Below are 18390 nucleotides of genomic sequence, written 5' to 3' on the forward strand. Positions count from 1 at the left end.
TAGCCGTGTTATATTATCTTTCATTAAAATGGCCGGCGTTTCCTCCAAAAAGAAGCAATGGTGATTGTTGAGTAAAGGAAGAAATAGGATGAGCAGCACAAAAAGATATATAGCAGAATGGCAAAAGGCCCTTCAGTCAGAAATACAGCTTATGAAAAATTTCGGAAGCAGCAAATACTCCCTTCACAATGGCATTCTGATATCGAGCCATGAAGGGTTTGTTTATTTTTTTGAAACAGAATCCGCACTCCAAGTGCCGATCGGATCACAGGTGAAAATCAGCTGGGGGCATAAAAAAGCAGAAGGGAGGATCCTGTCTTCTGAAGGCAGGAATATCATTGTCTCTGCTGACCAGTATCTGGGTGAGGAACTGCGATACGCATCCCTGCAGCATGATCCCTGGGAGCTGATCGATCAGCTCATACAGCGGCTGGATGATATAAAAAAAAGCAAAACGAAGAGGCTTCGGATCAAAAAACTGATGGATCCCTCCATGCCGGCAGCCCATCCGGGAGGAAAGGCCAAATCCCCTGTCCATGAACTTATTTTGAGATCCAAGTATAACCCGGTTACATTTGTATGGGGCCCTCCGGGGACAGGGAAAACATATACGCTTGCCCGGACAGCAGCTAATAAATATTTCAAAAAGCTGAAGGTGCTTGTTCTATCACACAGCAACCAGGCGGTAGATGTACTGATGGCCGAAATTGCCTCTTTTTCGTCCCGCAAATCTGAACCCAATGACGGGGATATTCTCAGGTATGGAACGAGAAGCAGCAGTGAAGCACATGCAGGGGGGCTGTTTCATTCCGACAGGCTCATTGAAAAGCACCATCCGGATCTGGCTGATAAAAAATCTGATCTGATGGAAGAAAAAAGGCTGTTAAAATCCGATTTGGGGCGCTCTTTCAGTAAAAGGGATTCTGAAAAGCTCGTTGAAATTGAAACTAAGCTTGCAGCCGTTCTGGAGAAGATCCGAAAGAAGGAAATTGAATATGTTAAGGATGCAGGCATCATTGGAACCACTCTTGCCAGGGCAGCGGGCGATCCGGCGATTTATGAAAGCCAATTTGATCTTGTCATCGTAGATGAAGCAAGCATGGCTTATGTCCCGCAGGCTGCATTTGCTGCCTCTCTGGGTAAAAGGATCATCATTTGCGGAGACTTCAAACAGCTTCCGCCTATAGCCGCCTCCAGGAGTGAACTGGCAGGCAAATGGCTGAAAGAGGATATTTTCCACCATTCAGGGGCAGCTTCTGCAGTCGGTAATGGCCAGATGCATCCCCATTTGTTTTTGCTGAAAGAACAAAGGAGGATGCATCCGGATATTTCAGCTTTTACCAATAAACATGTTTACCATTCCCTTGTGACTGATTTTGAAGGCACGGCCGAACTGCGGGCAGGTATTTCCAAATTAAAGCCATTCAAAGACATGGCATCTATTATGGTTGACAGCTCTGAGATGGGAATGTACGGAATTAAGGATAACAACAGCGGCTCCAGAAGCAATCTTCTTCATCTTGCGCTTTCTTTCCAGCTGATTCACGAGGCCTATTTGGATGGGGCCAGGTCAATAGGTTATGCCACACCTTACAGGGTTCAAGCTTCCTTGATGGAACAGTTTATGGAAGAGGTATACAGCTCTGAAGCTGCCGCAGCAGGCATTGTAGCGGCAACCGTCCATCGTTTCCAGGGAAGCGAAAGAGATATAATGGTCTTTGACACCGTTGACAGCTTCCCTTTTGAAAAAGCAGGGATGCTTATGACAGGAAAAGACAGTGAAAGGCTGATCAATGTAGCCGTAACAAGGACAAGGGGAAAATTCATACAGGTGGGGAATATCCGTTTTATCAAAGAAAAAGTATATACAGGAAAAACATGGCGGAAACTGGCAGAACACCAGCTTAAGATGGATCAGGCTGTTACTCCCTCCAGTATCGGAAAATGGATCAGGAACCAGCACCCGGCCCTGCAATGGATTCACAGCAGGAAAACCGGCAAAGTTGAAAATGATTTATCACAGGCAAAATCAGCCATCATTATTTCGCTGCCAGCCACCCATGCATTGGACGAGGAATGGACAAAAATAGTGAACGGAATGACTGGAAAAGCCAGTGTCACACTGATTTCAGACAAAAGGCATGAGGCGTTAAAGCATGCCGCTTTCATTAAAAAAGAGGTACCGTTTCCTTTCATCAGCATTGACAGCCGCATCTTATGGCTGGGAATGCCCTTTTGCAGACATGAAGGCATCAGGCCTCCATATATTGCTGTCAGATTTCTATCGGAAAACATTGCCGGCTATGTTGAATCGCAATTTCTGTGAAAAAGCCTGGTACATGCAAGCCAACTAAACATAAAAAGACCCCCTGAAACAGGGGGTCTTGCGTATTGAGGCGGCAGGCTGCACGCCACATCGTGCATTTCCAATAAAGGAGCGCCCGCCGGCTTATTCAATTAGCTCATCGCTCAATAAATATATCACCAATCATCCGCGGATGCAAGATTAAATTTTTCCAGAAGGTCTATTATAATACAAACATATAGGTTTCATAATAATAGAAAAAGAAGTAAAATTATCTCGAAGTAAAGATTTTTTCTTGAAAAGGAAGTGCATATAATGAATTTGCAAGCATTGAAAGGCATCCACCATGTTTCTGCCATAACAGCAAACGCAAAAAAGAACTATGAATTCTACACTGACACTTTAGGCATGAGGCTCGTAAAGAAGACGGTGAACCAGGATGATACTTCTGTTTACCATTTGTTTTATGCAGATGAAAGGGGAAACCCGGGAACTGACTTAACCTTTTTTGAAATTCCGAATGCAGGGCACACCTACCCCGGAACCAACAGCATCAGCCTCACTTCCCTGAGAGTTCCTAGTGACCGCTCCCTTGAATATTGGCAGGGCCGGTTTAAGGAACACGGGGTCGAATATACGGCCATTACTTCTGACAGCGGAAGAAACATGCTGTTTTTCACTGACTTTGAAGATCAAAGACTGGCACTTATTTCTGATGAAGCGAACACTGGGGAAGAAGGAGGGCGCCCTTGGGAGCAAAGCCCTGTTCCCGCAGAGCATGGAATCACAGGTCTTGGACCCGTATTCCTGACTGTCGCCGAACTGAGCCGGACAGAAGATACCCTTGTCAGTCTTTTAGGATTCCGAAAGAAAGATTCTTATTCCGCATCAGCGCTTGGCGGCCATACAGTACATGTGTATGAAACAGGAAAGGGAGGGTCAGGGACCGAGGTACACATCATTGTCCGGGATGACTTGCCAAAGGAAAGGCCAGGCCGCGGAAGCGTACACCATGTAGCTTTCCGTGTTGAAAGCCAGGAAGAGCTGAATAAATGGGTTGCCCTCCTGAAAGAAAAAAGAATCCCCAGCTCTGGGTTTGTAGAGCGCTATTATTTTAAATCACTATACTTCAGGGAGCCGAATGGCATTCTTTTTGAGCTGGCGACTGACGGGCCAGGGTTCGAAAGTGATGAGCCATTTGAAGAGCTGGGGCAGAATCTTGCTCTGCCCCCTTATTTTGAAGACCGGAGAGAAGAGATAGAAGCTAAATTGAAGCCTCTTGAGACAGGAAGATAGGCGGAATCCGCCTGCTTTGTACTCACTTTAATCATTTGGGCGCGCTATCGGCAGTCTTCGTCATTTCTTTAAGTTTTGGTGCGGCTCAATCAGCTTCGTGACAAACAAGAAACCCGGCAGTATTTTATGCCGAGATTATTATCTCCTTCTCTTTCCTGCTATGTTAAGATGAAGTTAACAAAAGCGGGGAGATAACTGATGGATTCTATTGTTTTGAATCATTTGTCGGTTGCTGTCATGGCAATTGACGAAAATTTTACTATTAAAGTAGCCAATAAAAGGTGCAAGGAAATATTGGGAATAGATCCTGAAGAAGCGATTGGGCAGAATATCGACGAATTTTTTGGCCATCCGCCTGAATTTACCAGGACCGTTCAGCACACCCTTGAACAGGGAAAGAACTTCCGATACGATGTGTTCCCTTATACATGGGGTAAGTATGAATTGACACTGAGCCAGCGTTCCACCCTGCTCAAGGACGATCATAACCAGATAAAAGGTGCTATGGTTGAATTTGAAGACATCACAGAGCGGCATAAGATGGAGGAGCAATATAAAAACTTCATAGAGGAAAGCACAGTAAACATCATTCTTGTAGATGATAAGATTGGCATGCTTTCTCTCCATGCGCTGCCATATGATGTGTCACCGGCCAAAATGGCAGACCTTGCTGCTAAAGCCATGCAATCAGCAAGCCAAAAACAGATCAGGGGCCTGATTCTCGATATGTCTAAACTGTTCACGATTAAATTGCTTGCCAATGCTGCAGGGTTTGTAAAGCTTATGCAGGGGTTCAGGATGATTGGCATTGAAGTTGTATTTGCGGGCATACGGCCGGATATTGCAGTACAGTCAGTACAGGCCGGAATCAGGCTGGAAGGAATCGAAACATTTTCTCAGCTTGATTCAGCCATCAGGCACTTAAAGGAAAAGTATTAGCAGAAGGAAGGAAAATTTCATTTTCCTTCCTTTTTTCTGTATAAGTTGGTTAAAATAGAGTATTGAATATGATTTTTTAAGGAGAAAATTAAAATGGAAAGACTCAAACAGGTCTGGGAATATATTAAACGCTTTTGGAAGAGAAAGCATATTACACAGATCCTGCTGCTTGCCGCCCTGACGGCCCTGCTTCTCGCCATATTGTTTTTTGCCTACCTTGCAGCCACGGCCAATGTCCAATCCTTGAAGGATGGCCTGAAGCAGTCGACCGTCCTCTATGATAAAGACGGAGATGAAGCCGGAAAGCTTGCCGCTAACAGGACCGGGGGAGCAAAAATAGAAGAGTTGCCTGACCATATGAAGGAAGCTGTCGTCAGTATTGAAGACGAGCGTTTTTACAAGCATAATGGCTTTGATATAAAAGGGATTGCACGGGCCTTTTTCAGTAATTTGTTTGCAGGGAGGATCACTGGCGGCGGCAGCACCATCACACAGCAGCTCGCCAAAAATGCATTGCTGTCGCCGGAACAAACATACAGAAGAAAAGCTGAGGAGATTTTCCTGGCGGTCGAAATAGAAAAGAATTACAAAAAAGAAGATATCCTGCTGATGTACCTGAACCAGGTTTATTTTGGCAGCGGGGCATGGGGCATTGACAGGGCCGCAAGAACATATTTCAATAAACCGATAAGCGGAGTCACCATCAGCGAAGCAGCGCTGCTCGCTGGACTGCTGCAGTCTCCATCCGCATTGGATCCTTACCAGCATTATGACAGGAGCATCAGCAGGCGTGACACGGTGCTTGGAAAAATGCAGGAACTTGGATACATCTCAAATAATGAATACGAAAAGGCAATCGCGGAGAAAATTGTCCTGGAAGATGGAAGTTCAAATACAGAAGCAAGAAAGTATCCTTATTATGTAGATGCAGTCCTTGATGAGGCAACAAGCAAGTACGGCCTTACTCAGGAGGAGATATTTACAAGAGGCTATACCATTTATACAGAACTGGATCAAAATATACAATCCGGCCTTGAAAAGGTATATGACAGAGACTCCCTTTTCCCGTCAGGCAGAGGAGGACAGCTGGTGCAGAGCGGCTCAGTCCTTTTAGATCCGTCGACCGGCGGTGTCCGTGCCATTGTTGGAGGCCGGGGTGAGCATGTATTCAGAGGCTTTAACAGAGGGACACATATTAAGGCTCAGCCAGGGTCCACTTTGAAGCCGCTCGCAGTTTATACGCCTGCCATAGAAGAAGGCTATCACGCCTCTTCTATCCTGAAGGATGAGCCGATGACCTTCGGTGATTATAAGCCGGAAAATTTTTCACGCTCATACGCCGGCGAGGTGCCGATGTATAAAGCAGTTGAAGAGTCGCTGAACATCCCCGCGGTCTGGCTGCTCAATGAAATCGGGATTGATAAAGGCATGGATTCTTTAAAGCGTTTCGGAATCCCGACAGAGAAGGAAGACAGAGCGCTTGGCATTGCTCTTGGCGGAATGAGAAAAGGAATTTCGCCGCTGCAGCTCGCAGAAGCATATGCAGCTTTTCCTAATCAAGGAAAAAGGCATGATGGCCACTTCATCACCAAGATAGTCGGACCGACAGGAAATGTTATTGCAGAAAGAAAGAAAAAAACGGTCAAAGTCACTTCCAAGGCAGCGGCAAGGGAGATGACATCCATGCTCCTTAATGTAGTCGAAAGCGGAACCGGCCAAAGGACCAGGATTCCGGATGTACAGATAGCGGGCAAAACCGGCTCCACACAGCTGCCTTACAATGATATCGACGGCACGAAGGATCAATGGTTTGTAGGCTATACACCATCATTGGTAGGTGCTGTATGGCTGGGCTATGATAAAACAGACCGGGAGCATTATTTATCAACAAGCAGCTCTGAAACTGTAGTGCCTATATTCAGGAGCATCATGGAACAGGTGCTTCCTTATACCCAACAGAAAGACTTTGGAACAGAGTCAGTTAATGATCAGCTCGCAGAAGAAGCTGAACCTGATATCGATCTTCAGGAGCGGGCTGAAGAATTCAGCGAGCGATTGAAGGAAGAATTGCCGGAATGGAAAGAAAAATGGCAGGATGCCCGGGAGCTGCTCGACAAAACAGAAGAAAAACTAAATGAGATTTGGGACAAAATTGGGAATTAGCTGGTTTTTAACACGAATATAATCAATATGTTGATTCAAAAGGAAAACATCATCGAATGTTTTCCTTTTTCTATTCGGCAAATTATTTTGTAACATGATTTTATTCGACAATCTCCGAAACTCTTGCGCACCAAGAGGTATATCAAATTGCTAGCAAATGATTAGCTATTTGATATCAGTATGGTATCCTATAAATAGGAGGTGCTATCATTGCCGAATGAACAAAGAACACAATTGAATGTCCGGCTGCAGAAAGAAACGCTGCAGAAGCTGGATGAAATTGTAGAATATTATCAGGAAAACACTAAGATTGGCCGAATATACAAAGCAGACGTGCTTGCTGACATTATTGAAAAATCATATGAAGTGATGAAGAAACAGAAATCCGTGAATGCCAGAAAATTTTAAAAGGCACGAAATGTTTTGAACTGCTTGGATCTGGAAAAATTAATTAGAACTTCTTCAGGAAGTCCCTTTGCCGATCTCAGGCAAGTACCTCATAGAAATTATTAAAAGGAATGGTTTTATTGAGAGATGTCACTTTAGAACAGATTTTCAAACACAGAATCGCCCAAAAGTATTTGACACGATCCGGGGTGGCCCATGCAGTTGCGGTTTCCAATCACAGCTTCAAGCTTGCGGCAGAAAGAGGCGCTGATCCTGACATGGCTGCTAAAGCAGGGCTACTGCATGATATGGGGCATTACACTTGGTATAAAAATGGAAAGTGGGATTATGATCTCTACAAAAAGAATGATATACATGCGATAAAAGGTGCCGAGAGGGCACATAAACTTTTAATCAGGCTGGGTGAAAATCCTGTTAAAGCAAAAGAAATAGCTCTTGCCATCCTCTTTCATACAGATTCCTTTCTTCCTGGAGGGGAAGTCATCCGGACGCCTCTTCAAACAATTGTAAAATTGGCCGACGAATTTGATGAAGAACCTGGCGGCGCCCACCATTACAGAAAAGTTGATGAAGAGAGGGCACTTGAAAGCCTTCGAAGGCTTGATAAGAAAATCGACAGTCTTCTGGAAGCTGAATAAAGGAATCCGCTGATCAAGCAGATTCCTTTTTTATTTATTTGAAATATTCGATTCTCAGCATTTTGTTTAAAAATCATTCTTTTATGAGTCTTTATACCCATTACTTTATCCATGAATAGATTGTGAGCCTTCGCAGATTCTTTTAAACTAATATACAAAGGTATGTAAAAATATTCCGATAGGAGAATCGGCATGGAAATCACATTATTTAAAAAAAGCAGAAACAGGCAAGAGTTTTCTTTCAAACTTAATGATCACGGGAATATCGGAATCGATCAGTCTCTTAGTGAAGAGGTATTAAGGCAAATTGATATGATAGGCCTTCAGGACAGTGACCTGAACTATATACACTCCCTGCAGCCTTATGTGAAAGAAAAGCTCCCTGCTATCATAGAACAATTCTATAAGAATTTAGAAAACGAAAACACACTGACGAAAATTATCAGCGATAATAGTTCAATCGAGAGGCTGAAAAATACTTTGAGCGCCCACATTTATGAGATGTTCAGCGGAAAAATAGATACGGAATTCATTCAGCAGCGTTTTGTCATTGCTCATGTCCACGTGAAAATCGGGCTGCAGCCTAAATGGTATATGTGTGCTTTCCAGGATCTATATTTGTCCTTATGCAGCATGATCATAGATACAATCTCCGAGAAGGGCGCATGTACTGAGGCGATGCTGGCTGTTTCAAAGATTATCAGCCTTGAGCAGCAGATAGTGCTTGAAGCTTATGAACAGGAAATAAGCCGCATCAGGAAAGAGTCTGAAAGCTACAAAGAGCAGCTGAAGCATCAGGTAACAGAAGCAGCCGGGGAGCTGGCGGCCATCAGCGAACAGACAAGCGCCGCAATCCAGCAGGCAGCCGGAAGAACAGAGGACATTAGGGCTGATACGAAGTCTGGCTCTGATATAGCTGTTGTTGCCGAGGAGAAATCAGAAGAAGGAATGAAAAAACTCATCGGGCTTGGCAGTACTTTAGGTCAGGCCGAGGACAAAATCAGCAGCATCAGCCAGAACATGGAGCAGCTGATTGACAGCTCTAAGCAAATCGAGCAGATTGCTGCGATTGTTACTTCTATTGCCGATCAGACGAACCTGCTGGCTCTCAATGCAGCAATAGAAGCTGCCAGGGCAGGCGAACATGGCAAAGGCTTTGCGGTAGTGGCTGATGAGGTGAGAAAGCTGGCGGAGAATACGAAAAATGCTGTTTCTGAAGTTTCAGGATTGATCGGTGAAATGGAAACCCGTTCAAGCATCATGGCCAAATCCATCGAAGAGGCCAGCGTAAATATCAAATCAGGCTCGGTTCAGTCTAAGGCAGTTAATGAATACTTCTCTCTCATCCTGGAATCGATGCGGCAGGTAAAAGAAAAGAACCTGGCCATCGTAAAGGAAATGGAGGATCTGAATAAAGTGTTTGACGATATCGGGGAGGCCTCAGGCCAGGTAGCAGCATCATCTGATATGCTTTCCGGGTTGACCTTGACTTTATAAAGGAAAGGCCCTGTGAGTGTTGCATGCTGATTTTGGACTCATTCTAATGAAACAGCTGAAAATGCAGCCATAGAATTGGAAATGAAAATGGCGGCTGCAAAAGCAGCCGCCAGCCCTTTCCGTCCGTACAGTGGTTAAGTGTCCCGCAACAAGCGAATGTCCGGAAAGGGCTTTTTAAGCTTAACATATGCTTTAAGGAAAATCAAAAGGGGAAAAAAGCCAAGTTATTTTATTTCCTTCACAAAAAATGATATGATAATCAATGATTTTTAAATCTTGGCGATGCTGTTGATCAAAGCTGGTTCTCCGGAACATCAGCCGGTACTGAACTCAGTCAGGATACAGATGGCCAACAATCCAAGGAGATGATTTCATTGACAAAAAAAGGATACATACAAATGAAAGACGGCGAGAAAATCGAGTTTGAATTATACCCTAACGAAGCGCCCGGCACAGTAGCAAACTTTGAAAAGCTTGCAAACGAAGGCTTCTATAACGGTTTGAACTTCCACCGCGTGATTCCTGGATTCGTAAGCCAGGGCGGCTGCCCGAATGGCACTGGGACTGGCGGACCAGGCTACACAATCAATTGTGAAACAGAAGGAAACCCGCATAAGCATGAAGCCGGATCTCTATCAATGGCACATGCCGGCAAAAATACAGGCGGAAGCCAGTTCTTCATCGTACATGACCCTCAGCCGCACTTGAACGGAGTCCACACTGTCTTCGGTAAAGTAACATCAGGCCTGGAAGCGGCAAAAGCGATGAAAAACGGCGATATCATGGAAAAAGTAGAAGTTTACAACGCCTAATCATGAAAAAGAGCCTCCGGCTCTTTTTTATTTTTCAATAGCTGCTCTGCAGACCATGACTATGAGCCGGTGATTTTTGATCAAGAAAGGAGCAGGTATGCTAAAACCAATAAAAGACCATCTCAAGCCTGGCTTGGATATCATTTTTGTCGGCTTTAACCCCAGCATCCGGTCGGCAGAGACCGGACACCATTTTGCCAATCCGAATAACCGGTTTTGGAAAATCCTTTATGAAGCGGGTTTAACCCCTAAAAAATTTCTCCCTCAAGAAGACAGCCTGCTCCTGGATCTGAATATGGGCCTGACTAACATTGTCCCCAGGCCCACCAAAGCAGCAGACGAAATAACCAGGGAAGAATATAAAGAAGGCAGAGAAAGGCTTATCGCTCTCATAACCGAGCTGAAGCCTAAGGCAATCTGTTTCGTAGGAAAAGGAGTTTATCTCGAGTACAGCGGCCGCAAGAAAGCACCATGGGGACGCCAGGAAAATTCTGTTGTTCCAGGGGTTATTGAATTTGCAGCTCCTTCTTCCAGCGGACTGGTGCGGATGAAAATGGACGAAGTGATTGATATATATAAAGCATTGCCTGCCATCGTTTATGGACAGGCACCCTCCCGGCATGGAGAGGACAGCTAAAGGAAAATACGGGGGAATATAGAATGAAATTAGTATCTTGGAATGTTAACGGAATCCGGGCCTGCGTCAAAAAAGGCTTCCTGGATTTTTTCATGGAAGAAAATGCAGACATATTCTGCATTCAGGAATCAAAACTGCAGGAGGGACAGATTGAACTCGATCTGGATGGCTATCACCAGTACTGGAACTATGCAGAGAAAAAAGGCTATTCCGGGACCGCACTTTTTACAAAAGAAAAGCCCCTCCATGTATCCTATGGGATAGCCGGAAGAGAAACAGAACCGGAAGGACGGAGCCTGACTCTTGAGTTTGAAAATTTTTACCTTCTGAATGTGTATACACCCAACTCTAAGAGGGACCTGGCAAGGCTTCCTTACCGGCTGGAATGGGAGGATGAGATTCGGGGATATATCCTTGAGCTTGAACAAAAGAAGCCAGTCATACTCTGCGGTGACCTGAACGTCGCCCATCAGGACATAGACCTGAAAAATGCCAGGTCTAACAGAGGCAACTCCGGATTTACGGATGAAGAGCGCGGAAAAATGACATCTCTTCTGTCAGAAGGATTTGTAGACTCCTTCAGATACCTTTATCCAGAGCAGGAAGGCGCTTATACGTGGTGGTCCTATATGGCCAAGGTCAGGGAACGGAATATCGGATGGCGCATCGACTATTTTATCGTATCTGATAATCTGAAAGAACATATTCTAGATTCAAAGATTTATTGTGACATCATGGGCAGCGACCACTGCCCGATCATGCTCGAAATGGCCCTTTAGATGATAAAGGGCTTTTTTTCTGTATATAATGGAGACAGATTATATTAAAATAGGCGCCAGTGAAGGTGTGCAGGAGAGCCTGCCATTCCGGACAGCCATGACAGGAAGGTATTATGAAAAAGACACTAGTTTTGACGGGCGGGGGCTCAGCCGGCCATGTTACCCCAAATATGGCTTTGATAAAGGAGCTTGAGGGGGAAAATATAGACATCCATTATATTGGCAGCAGAGAGGGCATTGAAAAAGAACTTATCAGCGGGCTTTCCATTCCCTATCATTCGATTTCAAGCGGGAAACTAAGGAGGTATGCCGACTTTGAAAATTTAAAGGATATATTCAAAGTGGCAAAAGGATGTACTGAAGCGCTCCGGATCCTTAAAAAGCTCAAGCCTGGCCTCGTTTTTTCCAAAGGCGGTTTTGTATCCGTACCTGTCATCGCGGCAGCAAAGCTCCTCGGAATTCCGATATTCATCCATGAAAGCGATCTAACACCGGGCCTTGCTAACCGGATTTCAAAAAGATTTGCTTCAAAGATATATACTTCATTTGAAGAAACCCTGCAGTACCTCCCAAATGGAAAAGCACAGGCAATCGGCTCGCCGATCAGAAGGGAAATCCTTTCTGGCATCAAAGAGAAGGGGCTTGAATTCCTCGGTTTTGACAGATCCAGGCCGGTTCTTGCCATTATGGGAGGCAGCCTTGGGGCAAAGAAGATTAACGAAGCAGTGCGGCAGGAAATTGAACAAATCGGCGGCCAGTTTCAAGTGGTGCATCTTTGCGGAAAAGGAAATCTTGATCCTGATTTGGAAGGCCGGCCAGGATACAGGCAATTCGAATTCCTGAACAGTGAACTTTCAGATGTACTTGCCTGTACAGATTTGATGGTAACCAGAGGAGGTTCTAATGCTATTTTTGAATTCCTTGCCCTCCGCATACCGATGCTTATTATTCCTTTGAGCAGGAAACAAAGCAGGGGCGACCAGATTCTGAATGCGAAAAGCTTTGAGGAAAAAGGCTATTCATTGACCCTGCAGGAAGAAGACCTGACAGCAGCATCTTTAGCCGGGTATATTGCCCTTTTAAGTGAACACAGGGAAAGCATTCTGAAACAGATGGAAGAATCAAGGATAAAGGATGCTTTATCCGTCATGGCTGGTGACATCAGGGATAAAGTGCAGCAGCAGTAAGCCTCCTGGGTCTTTGTTCGCTTTTTTGTTCGGTTCCAAAAAAGAAAATCAAGCCTATCTCCTTATCTGAATATTCCATCGAATTTGCTATAATGGAGATACATCTTGTTTCTGCATCCTGAATTACTCTGAAGGAGGGAAAATAATGAAAGAATGTGTACGTGTGATCCCGTATCAGGTAATTGAACAATCAGAGGCTGTGTCAGGCATTCCGGAAGGCATCGGATTGATCCAGGCGCCAAAAATCTGGGAAGAAACAAGGGGAGAAGGCATTACAATCGCTGTACTTGATACCGGATGCGACATCAGCCACCGTGATTTAAAGAATCAAATCATCGGCGGCAGGAACTTTACTGGCGATGATTCCGGAAATCCGGATATTTATAAAGATTATAACGGCCATGGCACCCATGTCGCGGGAACCATTGCCGCAGAAGGCAAAGAGCCAGGCATAACGGGGGTTGCGCCGGGTTCAAAGCTGCTCATCGTCAAAGTGCTTGATAGAAACGGCTCCGGCCAATATGACTGGATCATTCAAGGAATCCGCTACGCCATTGACCAAAAAGCTGATATCATTTCCATGTCGCTCGGCGGCCCGAATGACATGCCTGAACTCCATGAAGTGATAAAGGAAGCCGTCCGGAACAACATATCTGTTGTATGTGCAGCCGGCAATGAAGGGGACGGGAAAGATTCGACTGATGAGTTCGCCTATCCTGGCTGCTATAACGAAGTAATCAGTGTAGGCGCAATCGACCTGGACAGGAATTCTTCACCATTTACCAATTCACATAATGAAATCGACCTTGTAGCACCAGGTGAAGAAATACAATCAACCTTCCCGAATGGGAAGTATGCAACCTTAAGCGGCACTTCCATGGCTGCCCCGCATGTATCAGGCTCAATGGCGCTAATTAAAAATGTGGCCAACAAAAGCTTTGACAGGAAGCTGTCAGAAGCCGAACTGTTCGCCCAGCTCATCAGGCGCACCGTCCCGCTCGGCAATTCAGCTAAGCTTGAAGGCAATGGCCTGGTTTATTTAACACTGCTTGAGCATCTTTCAGATATATTTACACCTAAAGTTCTGCCGATGGTCTTAAAATCATGAACAGCCTGGCTGAACAGCTCGCTGCTGAACAGGAGGCTGCACTGGCGAACCTGCAGATTCAAAGCGCAGAGCGGATATACTATGATGAAGCTGCTGACCTTGAGAAATGCAAAGCTTATTATGCTTCCATCGATTTTGAGGCAGCGGCGGCCAAAGAAGATCTTCAGAAGCTTGTGGAGAAAACCCACAAGACCATTCTGAAATATTCTCCTCATCTCTATTTATATCCCTGGGTGGACCTGCAGGAGAACTTTGCTCTCAAAAGCCTTTATTCAGGCGGCAGAATGGATCCTGCTGAAAGCATTAAACACGATGCAGAGATCCTGCTGAAGCGGAACCGGACAGGAGACACGCAGACAAAGCTGAATTGCGAGCATGTGATTCCACAGTCCTGGTTCAGTGAACAGCAGCCGATGAAGGGGGACCTCCATCATTTGTTCGCCTGTGAGCCAGACTGCAACAGCATGAGGAGCAATTTTCCTTATGAAGACTTCCCCTCCTATAAACCGGAAGCTTCTGCTTTCGGAATAAGAGACGGCTGCGGCATGGCTGAAGAAGGGAAGTTTGAGCCGGAATACGGCAAAGGAATCGCAGCCCGGGCATGCTTTTACTTTTTCCTGAGGTATAAGAATTTTAAGCCTGCAGAACACGGGATCAGCTGCAGCCTCCTTCATAAATGGCATCTTGAATTTCCTGTATCACTTTATGAAAAGCACAGGAATGCGGCCATTGAGGAGCTGCAGGGCAATCGCAATCCATTCATTGATTTTCCGGAACTTGCAGGGAAATTGACTGATTCAAATTAATAAAAATCCGGAGGTTTTGTTTTTAGATTTATGCAGCCTTTTACACAAAGAACGATAAAAATCATTAAAGAAATACCTGCCGGAAAGGTGATGACATACGGCCAGATAGCCGCTCTTGCCGGAAGCCCCCGGGCAGCCAGGCAGGTCGTCAGGATTCTTCATTCGCTGAGCAGGCAGGAGAAGCTTCCATGGCACAGAGTCATCAGCAAAATGGGCGAAATCAGTATAAAAGATCCTATGCTCCGGGAGGAACAGAGATTTCTCCTTGAAGCGGAGGGCATCACTGTAGGCGCCAAAGGAATAATCAGCCTGGAAAATTTTCTGCATGAGCCGAAAAAAGGGCTGGATAAAAATACCTGATTTTGATATGATAATAAAAATCTTAAATTCTATGACGAGAACAAGTAGGAAAGGGAATGTTCCTTCAGCGAGCCGGGTATGGTGAGAGCCGGCGGAAACGATCTTTCTGAAACATCATCTCTGAGAAGCAGGGCTGAAATCAGTAAGTCCTGACGGGTGTCCGCCGTTAGAAGGAACGCGTATGATGGTACGTTGATGAGCGCTATTGCGTCTGCAATAGAATTTGGGTGGTAACGCGGGTATAACACTCGTCCCTTTACAGGGGCGGGTGTTTTTTGTTTTCCCTAAAAAAATAAAAAAGAAAGGCAGGTACTGAAATGGAAAGCACACAGGCAAGAGAACACAGAATCAGAGAGTATTGGAGGGAAGAAAATATTTTTGCCAAATCTGTTTTTAATCGTGCAGGCAGAACTCCTTTCGTTTTTTATGAAGGTCCTCCGACCGCCAATGGCCTGCCGCATGCCGGCCATGCGCTCGGCAGGACATACAAGGATCTGACTGCCCGCTACTGGACAATGAAAGGGAGGCAGGTAATCAGGAAAGCCGGCTGGGATACACATGGGCTGCCGGTTGAACTGGGAGTGGAGAAAGCACTTGGCATTTCAGGAAAGAAGGAAATCGAGGATTATGGTGTGGGGGCTTTTATCGAAAAATGCCGTGAGAGTGTATTTCAATATGAAAAACAGTGGAGGGCATTCACAGAGCAGCTTGGCTACTGGACGGATATGGATGACCCTTACATGACTCTAAGCAATGAATATATCGAGTCGGTATGGCATATCCTTGGGACAATCCACGAAAAGGGGCTGCTTTACAAAGGGCACCGGGTATCTCCCTACTGTCCAAGCTGCCAGACTTCCTTGAGTTCCCATGAAACAGCACAGGGCTATAAGGATGTAAAAGATTTGAGCGCCACCGTCACCTTCAGGCTGAAAGGAAGGGAAAATGAATATATCCTCGGCTGGACCACAACGCCATGGACACTTCCGGCCAATGTGGCACTGGCTGTACACCCGCAGGTCCGGTATGCAAGAGTAAAGAGCGGAGACAAAATATTTATCGCTGCTGAAAACAGGGTGGCAGACCTTTTTCACAGCTTTGATGCAATCCTTGAAACGTTGGAAGGCAAGGAGATCGCTGGAATGGAATATGAGCCTCCCTTTCAAGTTGATGGGCTGGAAGGTGCGCACAGAGTCATTGCTGCTGAATTTGTTACTGAAAACAGCGGCACTGGTATCGTCCATCTTGCTCCCGCTTACGGAGAAGACGATTACCGGGCCATAAAGGAAAGCGGGCTTCCTTTCATCAATATCGTTGATGCCAAAGGCTGTTATACTGATGAATTTCCGCCGCTTGCAGGGAAGTTCGTCAAAGACTGTGATGTTGATATCTTAAAAATGCTGGGAAGCATGGACCTGTTATTCCACAAAGAAAAGTATGAACACAGCTATCCATTTTGCTGGCGGTGCGACTCTCCGCTCCTTTATTACGCAGCTGACAGCTGGTTCATCAAAACCTCTACCCTGAAAGAGAAATTCCTTGAGCTCAACAGCCAGGCAGAATGGCATCCAAGCCATATGAAGAACGGCCGTTTCGGCAACTTCCTTGAAGGGATGGTGGATTGGAATATCAGCAGGAGCCGCTATTGGGGCACGCCTCTCAATGTTTGGGTCTGCCAAGATTGCGGGGCGGAGAAAGCCCCAAAAAGCTTTCAGGAGCTGCAGGAGCTGGCAGAAGCCAATGGAAAGCTCACTGATTATCATAAGCCTTATGTCGATAGAGTGAAAATCCCTTGCCATGACTGCAATGGTTACATGGACCGGACACCGGAGGTCATCGATGTCTGGTTTGACTCCGGAAGCATGCCATATGCCCAGCTTCATTACCCTTTTGAACATAAAGAGGAATTTTCAAAGCTATTTCCTGCAGATGCAGTCATAGAGGGTGTGGATCAGACCAGGGGCTGGTTTTACTCCTTGCTCGCGGTTTCAGTCTTATACAAGGGGCAATTGCCTTATAAAAATGTCCTGGCCCTTGAACATGTACTGGATGAAAATGGACAGAAAATGTCTAAGAGCAAAGGAAATGCCCTTGATCCGGCAGAGCTGATCACGGAATATGGAGCCGATGCTTTAAGATGGGCACTGGTGGAGGACAGCAGTGCTTGGAAGCCCAAGAAGTTTTCCGGCAAAAATGCGGCAGAGGCAAAATCAAAGCTGGTCGACTCGCTAGCAAGCATTCATCATTTTTACAGCCTTTACAGTACAATCGATCATTTTGTGCCAGACAGCTCTCAAACTTCCGGCAACATCATGGACCGGTGGATTCTTTCGCGATTGCACAGTGTCATTGAAACGGTAAACAAGGAGATGGACAGCTGCCAGGCTACAAATGCCGCCAGGGCAGCAGGCACGCTGATCGAAGAGGTCAGCAACTGGTATATCAGAAGAAACAGGGAAAGGTTCTGGGCGAGGGGCATGGCAGAGGACAAAATTTCTGCATTCCAGACACTGTATACACTATTGGACAATATCTCCCGCATGCTGGCACCATTCGTGCCTTTCATAGCTGAAAGCGTCTATTTGGACCTGACAGGCAAAAGCGTACACCTTGAAGACTACCCGGAGGCTGATACCTGCTTGATTGACAGGGAGCTGGAGGAAAGCATGGTTGAAGTCATGGATCTGGTTGAGCTGGGCAGAAGCATCCGGCATTCAAAGCAGCTGAAGACAAAGCAGCCGCTGGCCGAAATGCTTGTACAATGCAGCAAAGAAAAGGAAGAGAAATTAAAAGATTTCAGCAGGATCCTCATGGAAGAACTGAATGTAAAAGATATCTCATGGGCGGAAAGCTTGCAGGATAAATACATCTGCCGGCTGAAGCTGAACTTCAAAGCAGCAGGAAAGAAGTACGGAAAGAATGCCAATCTCGTTCATCAGTCGCTGCAGCAGCTCTCTGAAACAGATATCCGCCAGCTGCTGGAAACAGGGAGCCTCATTCTGCAGGCTGGCGATGAAGAGCTGAAGGTCCAAAATAGTGATACAACAGTGGAAAGACTTCCAAAGAAAGGCTACGCGGAAAGCAGCGGACGAAATATGACAGTTCTTTTGAAAACAGAGTTGACTGAGGAATTGAAGAGGGAAGGCTATGTAAGGGATTTTATCAGAGGAATACAGGATTTAAGGAAGAAGTTGGAGCTTCCTATCGATAAAAGAGTTATGCTGCATATCGAAACAACCTCTGAAGCAGAAGGAATACTGCGTGATTTTGAGGATCTTTTATACGCTAATATCGTTCTTGAAGGAATTGCTTTCAAGCCACTGCAAGCCCCGATGCTGAATGGCAGGCTTGGCGGGGAACTGATAGCTGTCTCATTGACATAATCACTGCCTGCCCGGCACCTTTTAAAAACACTACTTTTTCCTCACAATGAAAATAAAGGAAATGCAGCATTC

At 45.6% G+C, this 18390-nt stretch carries 14 protein-coding genes, 2 pseudogenes and 1 other annotated feature; all 16 genes and pseudogenes read left to right on the forward strand.

Features of this window, described 5'->3' with window-relative positions:
• Nucleotides 1-88 precede the first annotated feature (88 nt).
• Nucleotides 89-2326, forward strand: coding sequence for an AAA domain-containing protein (locus FZD51_RS13275; protein WP_148975208.1), 2238 nt, complete (start codon nt 89-91; stop codon nt 2324-2326).
• 294 nt (nt 2327-2620) lie between these two features.
• Nucleotides 2621-3601, forward strand: coding sequence for a ring-cleaving dioxygenase (locus FZD51_RS13280; protein ID WP_148975209.1), 981 nt, complete (start codon nt 2621-2623; stop codon nt 3599-3601).
• Between the two features lie 198 nt (nt 3602-3799).
• The gene (locus FZD51_RS13285) at nt 3800-4540 is read left to right on the forward strand and encodes an STAS domain-containing protein (RefSeq protein WP_148975210.1); all 741 of its coding nucleotides are present in this window, start codon (nt 3800-3802) and stop codon (nt 4538-4540) included.
• Between the two features lie 93 nt (nt 4541-4633).
• Nucleotides 4634-6703 carry a transglycosylase domain-containing protein gene (locus FZD51_RS13290; protein WP_148975211.1) on the forward strand — a complete coding sequence of 690 codons (2070 nt, stop codon included), beginning with the start codon at nt 4634-4636 and terminating at the stop codon, nt 6701-6703.
• Between the two features lie 210 nt (nt 6704-6913).
• Entirely contained in the window at nt 6914-7111 is a 198-nt protein-coding gene (locus FZD51_RS13295) for a hypothetical protein (RefSeq protein WP_148975212.1), read from the forward strand.
• A 119-nt stretch (nt 7112-7230) separates the two neighbouring features.
• Nucleotides 7231-7749, forward strand: coding sequence for an HD domain-containing protein (locus tag FZD51_RS13300; protein WP_148975213.1), 519 nt, complete (start codon nt 7231-7233; stop codon nt 7747-7749).
• A 192-nt stretch (nt 7750-7941) separates the two neighbouring features.
• A pseudogene (locus FZD51_RS26880) lies at nt 7942-8481 on the forward strand (protoglobin domain-containing protein); the annotation flags it as partial.
• Between the two features lie 294 nt (nt 8482-8775).
• A pseudogene (locus FZD51_RS26885) lies at nt 8776-9246 on the forward strand (methyl-accepting chemotaxis protein); the annotation flags it as partial.
• Between the two features lie 398 nt (nt 9247-9644).
• On the forward strand, nt 9645-10058 hold the full coding sequence (locus tag FZD51_RS13310; RefSeq protein WP_187445766.1) for a peptidylprolyl isomerase: 414 nt from the start codon (nt 9645-9647) through the stop codon (nt 10056-10058).
• Nucleotides 10059-10155: 97 nt separating this feature from the next.
• Nucleotides 10156-10695, forward strand: a complete 540-nt coding sequence (locus FZD51_RS13315) for a mismatch-specific DNA-glycosylase (RefSeq protein WP_148975216.1) — start codon at nt 10156-10158, stop codon at nt 10693-10695.
• Between the two features lie 23 nt (nt 10696-10718).
• A complete protein-coding gene (locus tag FZD51_RS13320) occupies nt 10719-11474 on the forward strand; it encodes an exodeoxyribonuclease III (protein ID WP_148975217.1) in 756 nt (251 codons plus the stop codon).
• A gap of 113 nt (nt 11475-11587) precedes the next feature.
• Complete coding sequence (locus tag FZD51_RS13325; protein ID WP_187445745.1) at nt 11588-12661, forward strand: undecaprenyldiphospho-muramoylpentapeptide beta-N-acetylglucosaminyltransferase; 1074 nt, start codon at nt 11588-11590, stop codon at nt 12659-12661.
• Nucleotides 12662-12806: 145 nt separating this feature from the next.
• A complete protein-coding gene (locus FZD51_RS13330) occupies nt 12807-13769 on the forward strand; it encodes a S8 family peptidase (RefSeq protein WP_148975219.1) in 963 nt (320 codons plus the stop codon).
• On the forward strand, nt 13766-14575 hold the full coding sequence (locus tag FZD51_RS13335; protein WP_148975220.1) for an endonuclease I family protein: 810 nt from the start codon (nt 13766-13768) through the stop codon (nt 14573-14575). Before FZD51_RS13330 ends, FZD51_RS13335 begins: the two co-directional genes overlap by 4 nt.
• A 30-nt stretch (nt 14576-14605) precedes the next feature.
• Nucleotides 14606-14935, forward strand: a complete 330-nt coding sequence (locus FZD51_RS13340; RefSeq protein ID WP_148975221.1) for an MGMT family protein — start codon at nt 14606-14608, stop codon at nt 14933-14935.
• Between the two features lie 22 nt (nt 14936-14957).
• Nucleotides 14958-15194: a binding site (T-box leader), on the forward strand.
• Between the two features lie 58 nt (nt 15195-15252).
• Nucleotides 15253-18318, forward strand: coding sequence for an isoleucine--tRNA ligase (gene ileS / locus FZD51_RS13345; protein ID WP_148975222.1), 3066 nt, complete (start codon nt 15253-15255; stop codon nt 18316-18318).
• The last annotated feature ends 72 nt before the right edge of the window (nt 18319-18390 follow it).

This window comes from Bacillus infantis (assembly GCF_008180445.1).
Taxonomy (GTDB): domain Bacteria; phylum Bacillota; class Bacilli; order Bacillales; family Cytobacillaceae; genus Bacillus_AB; species Bacillus_AB infantis_B.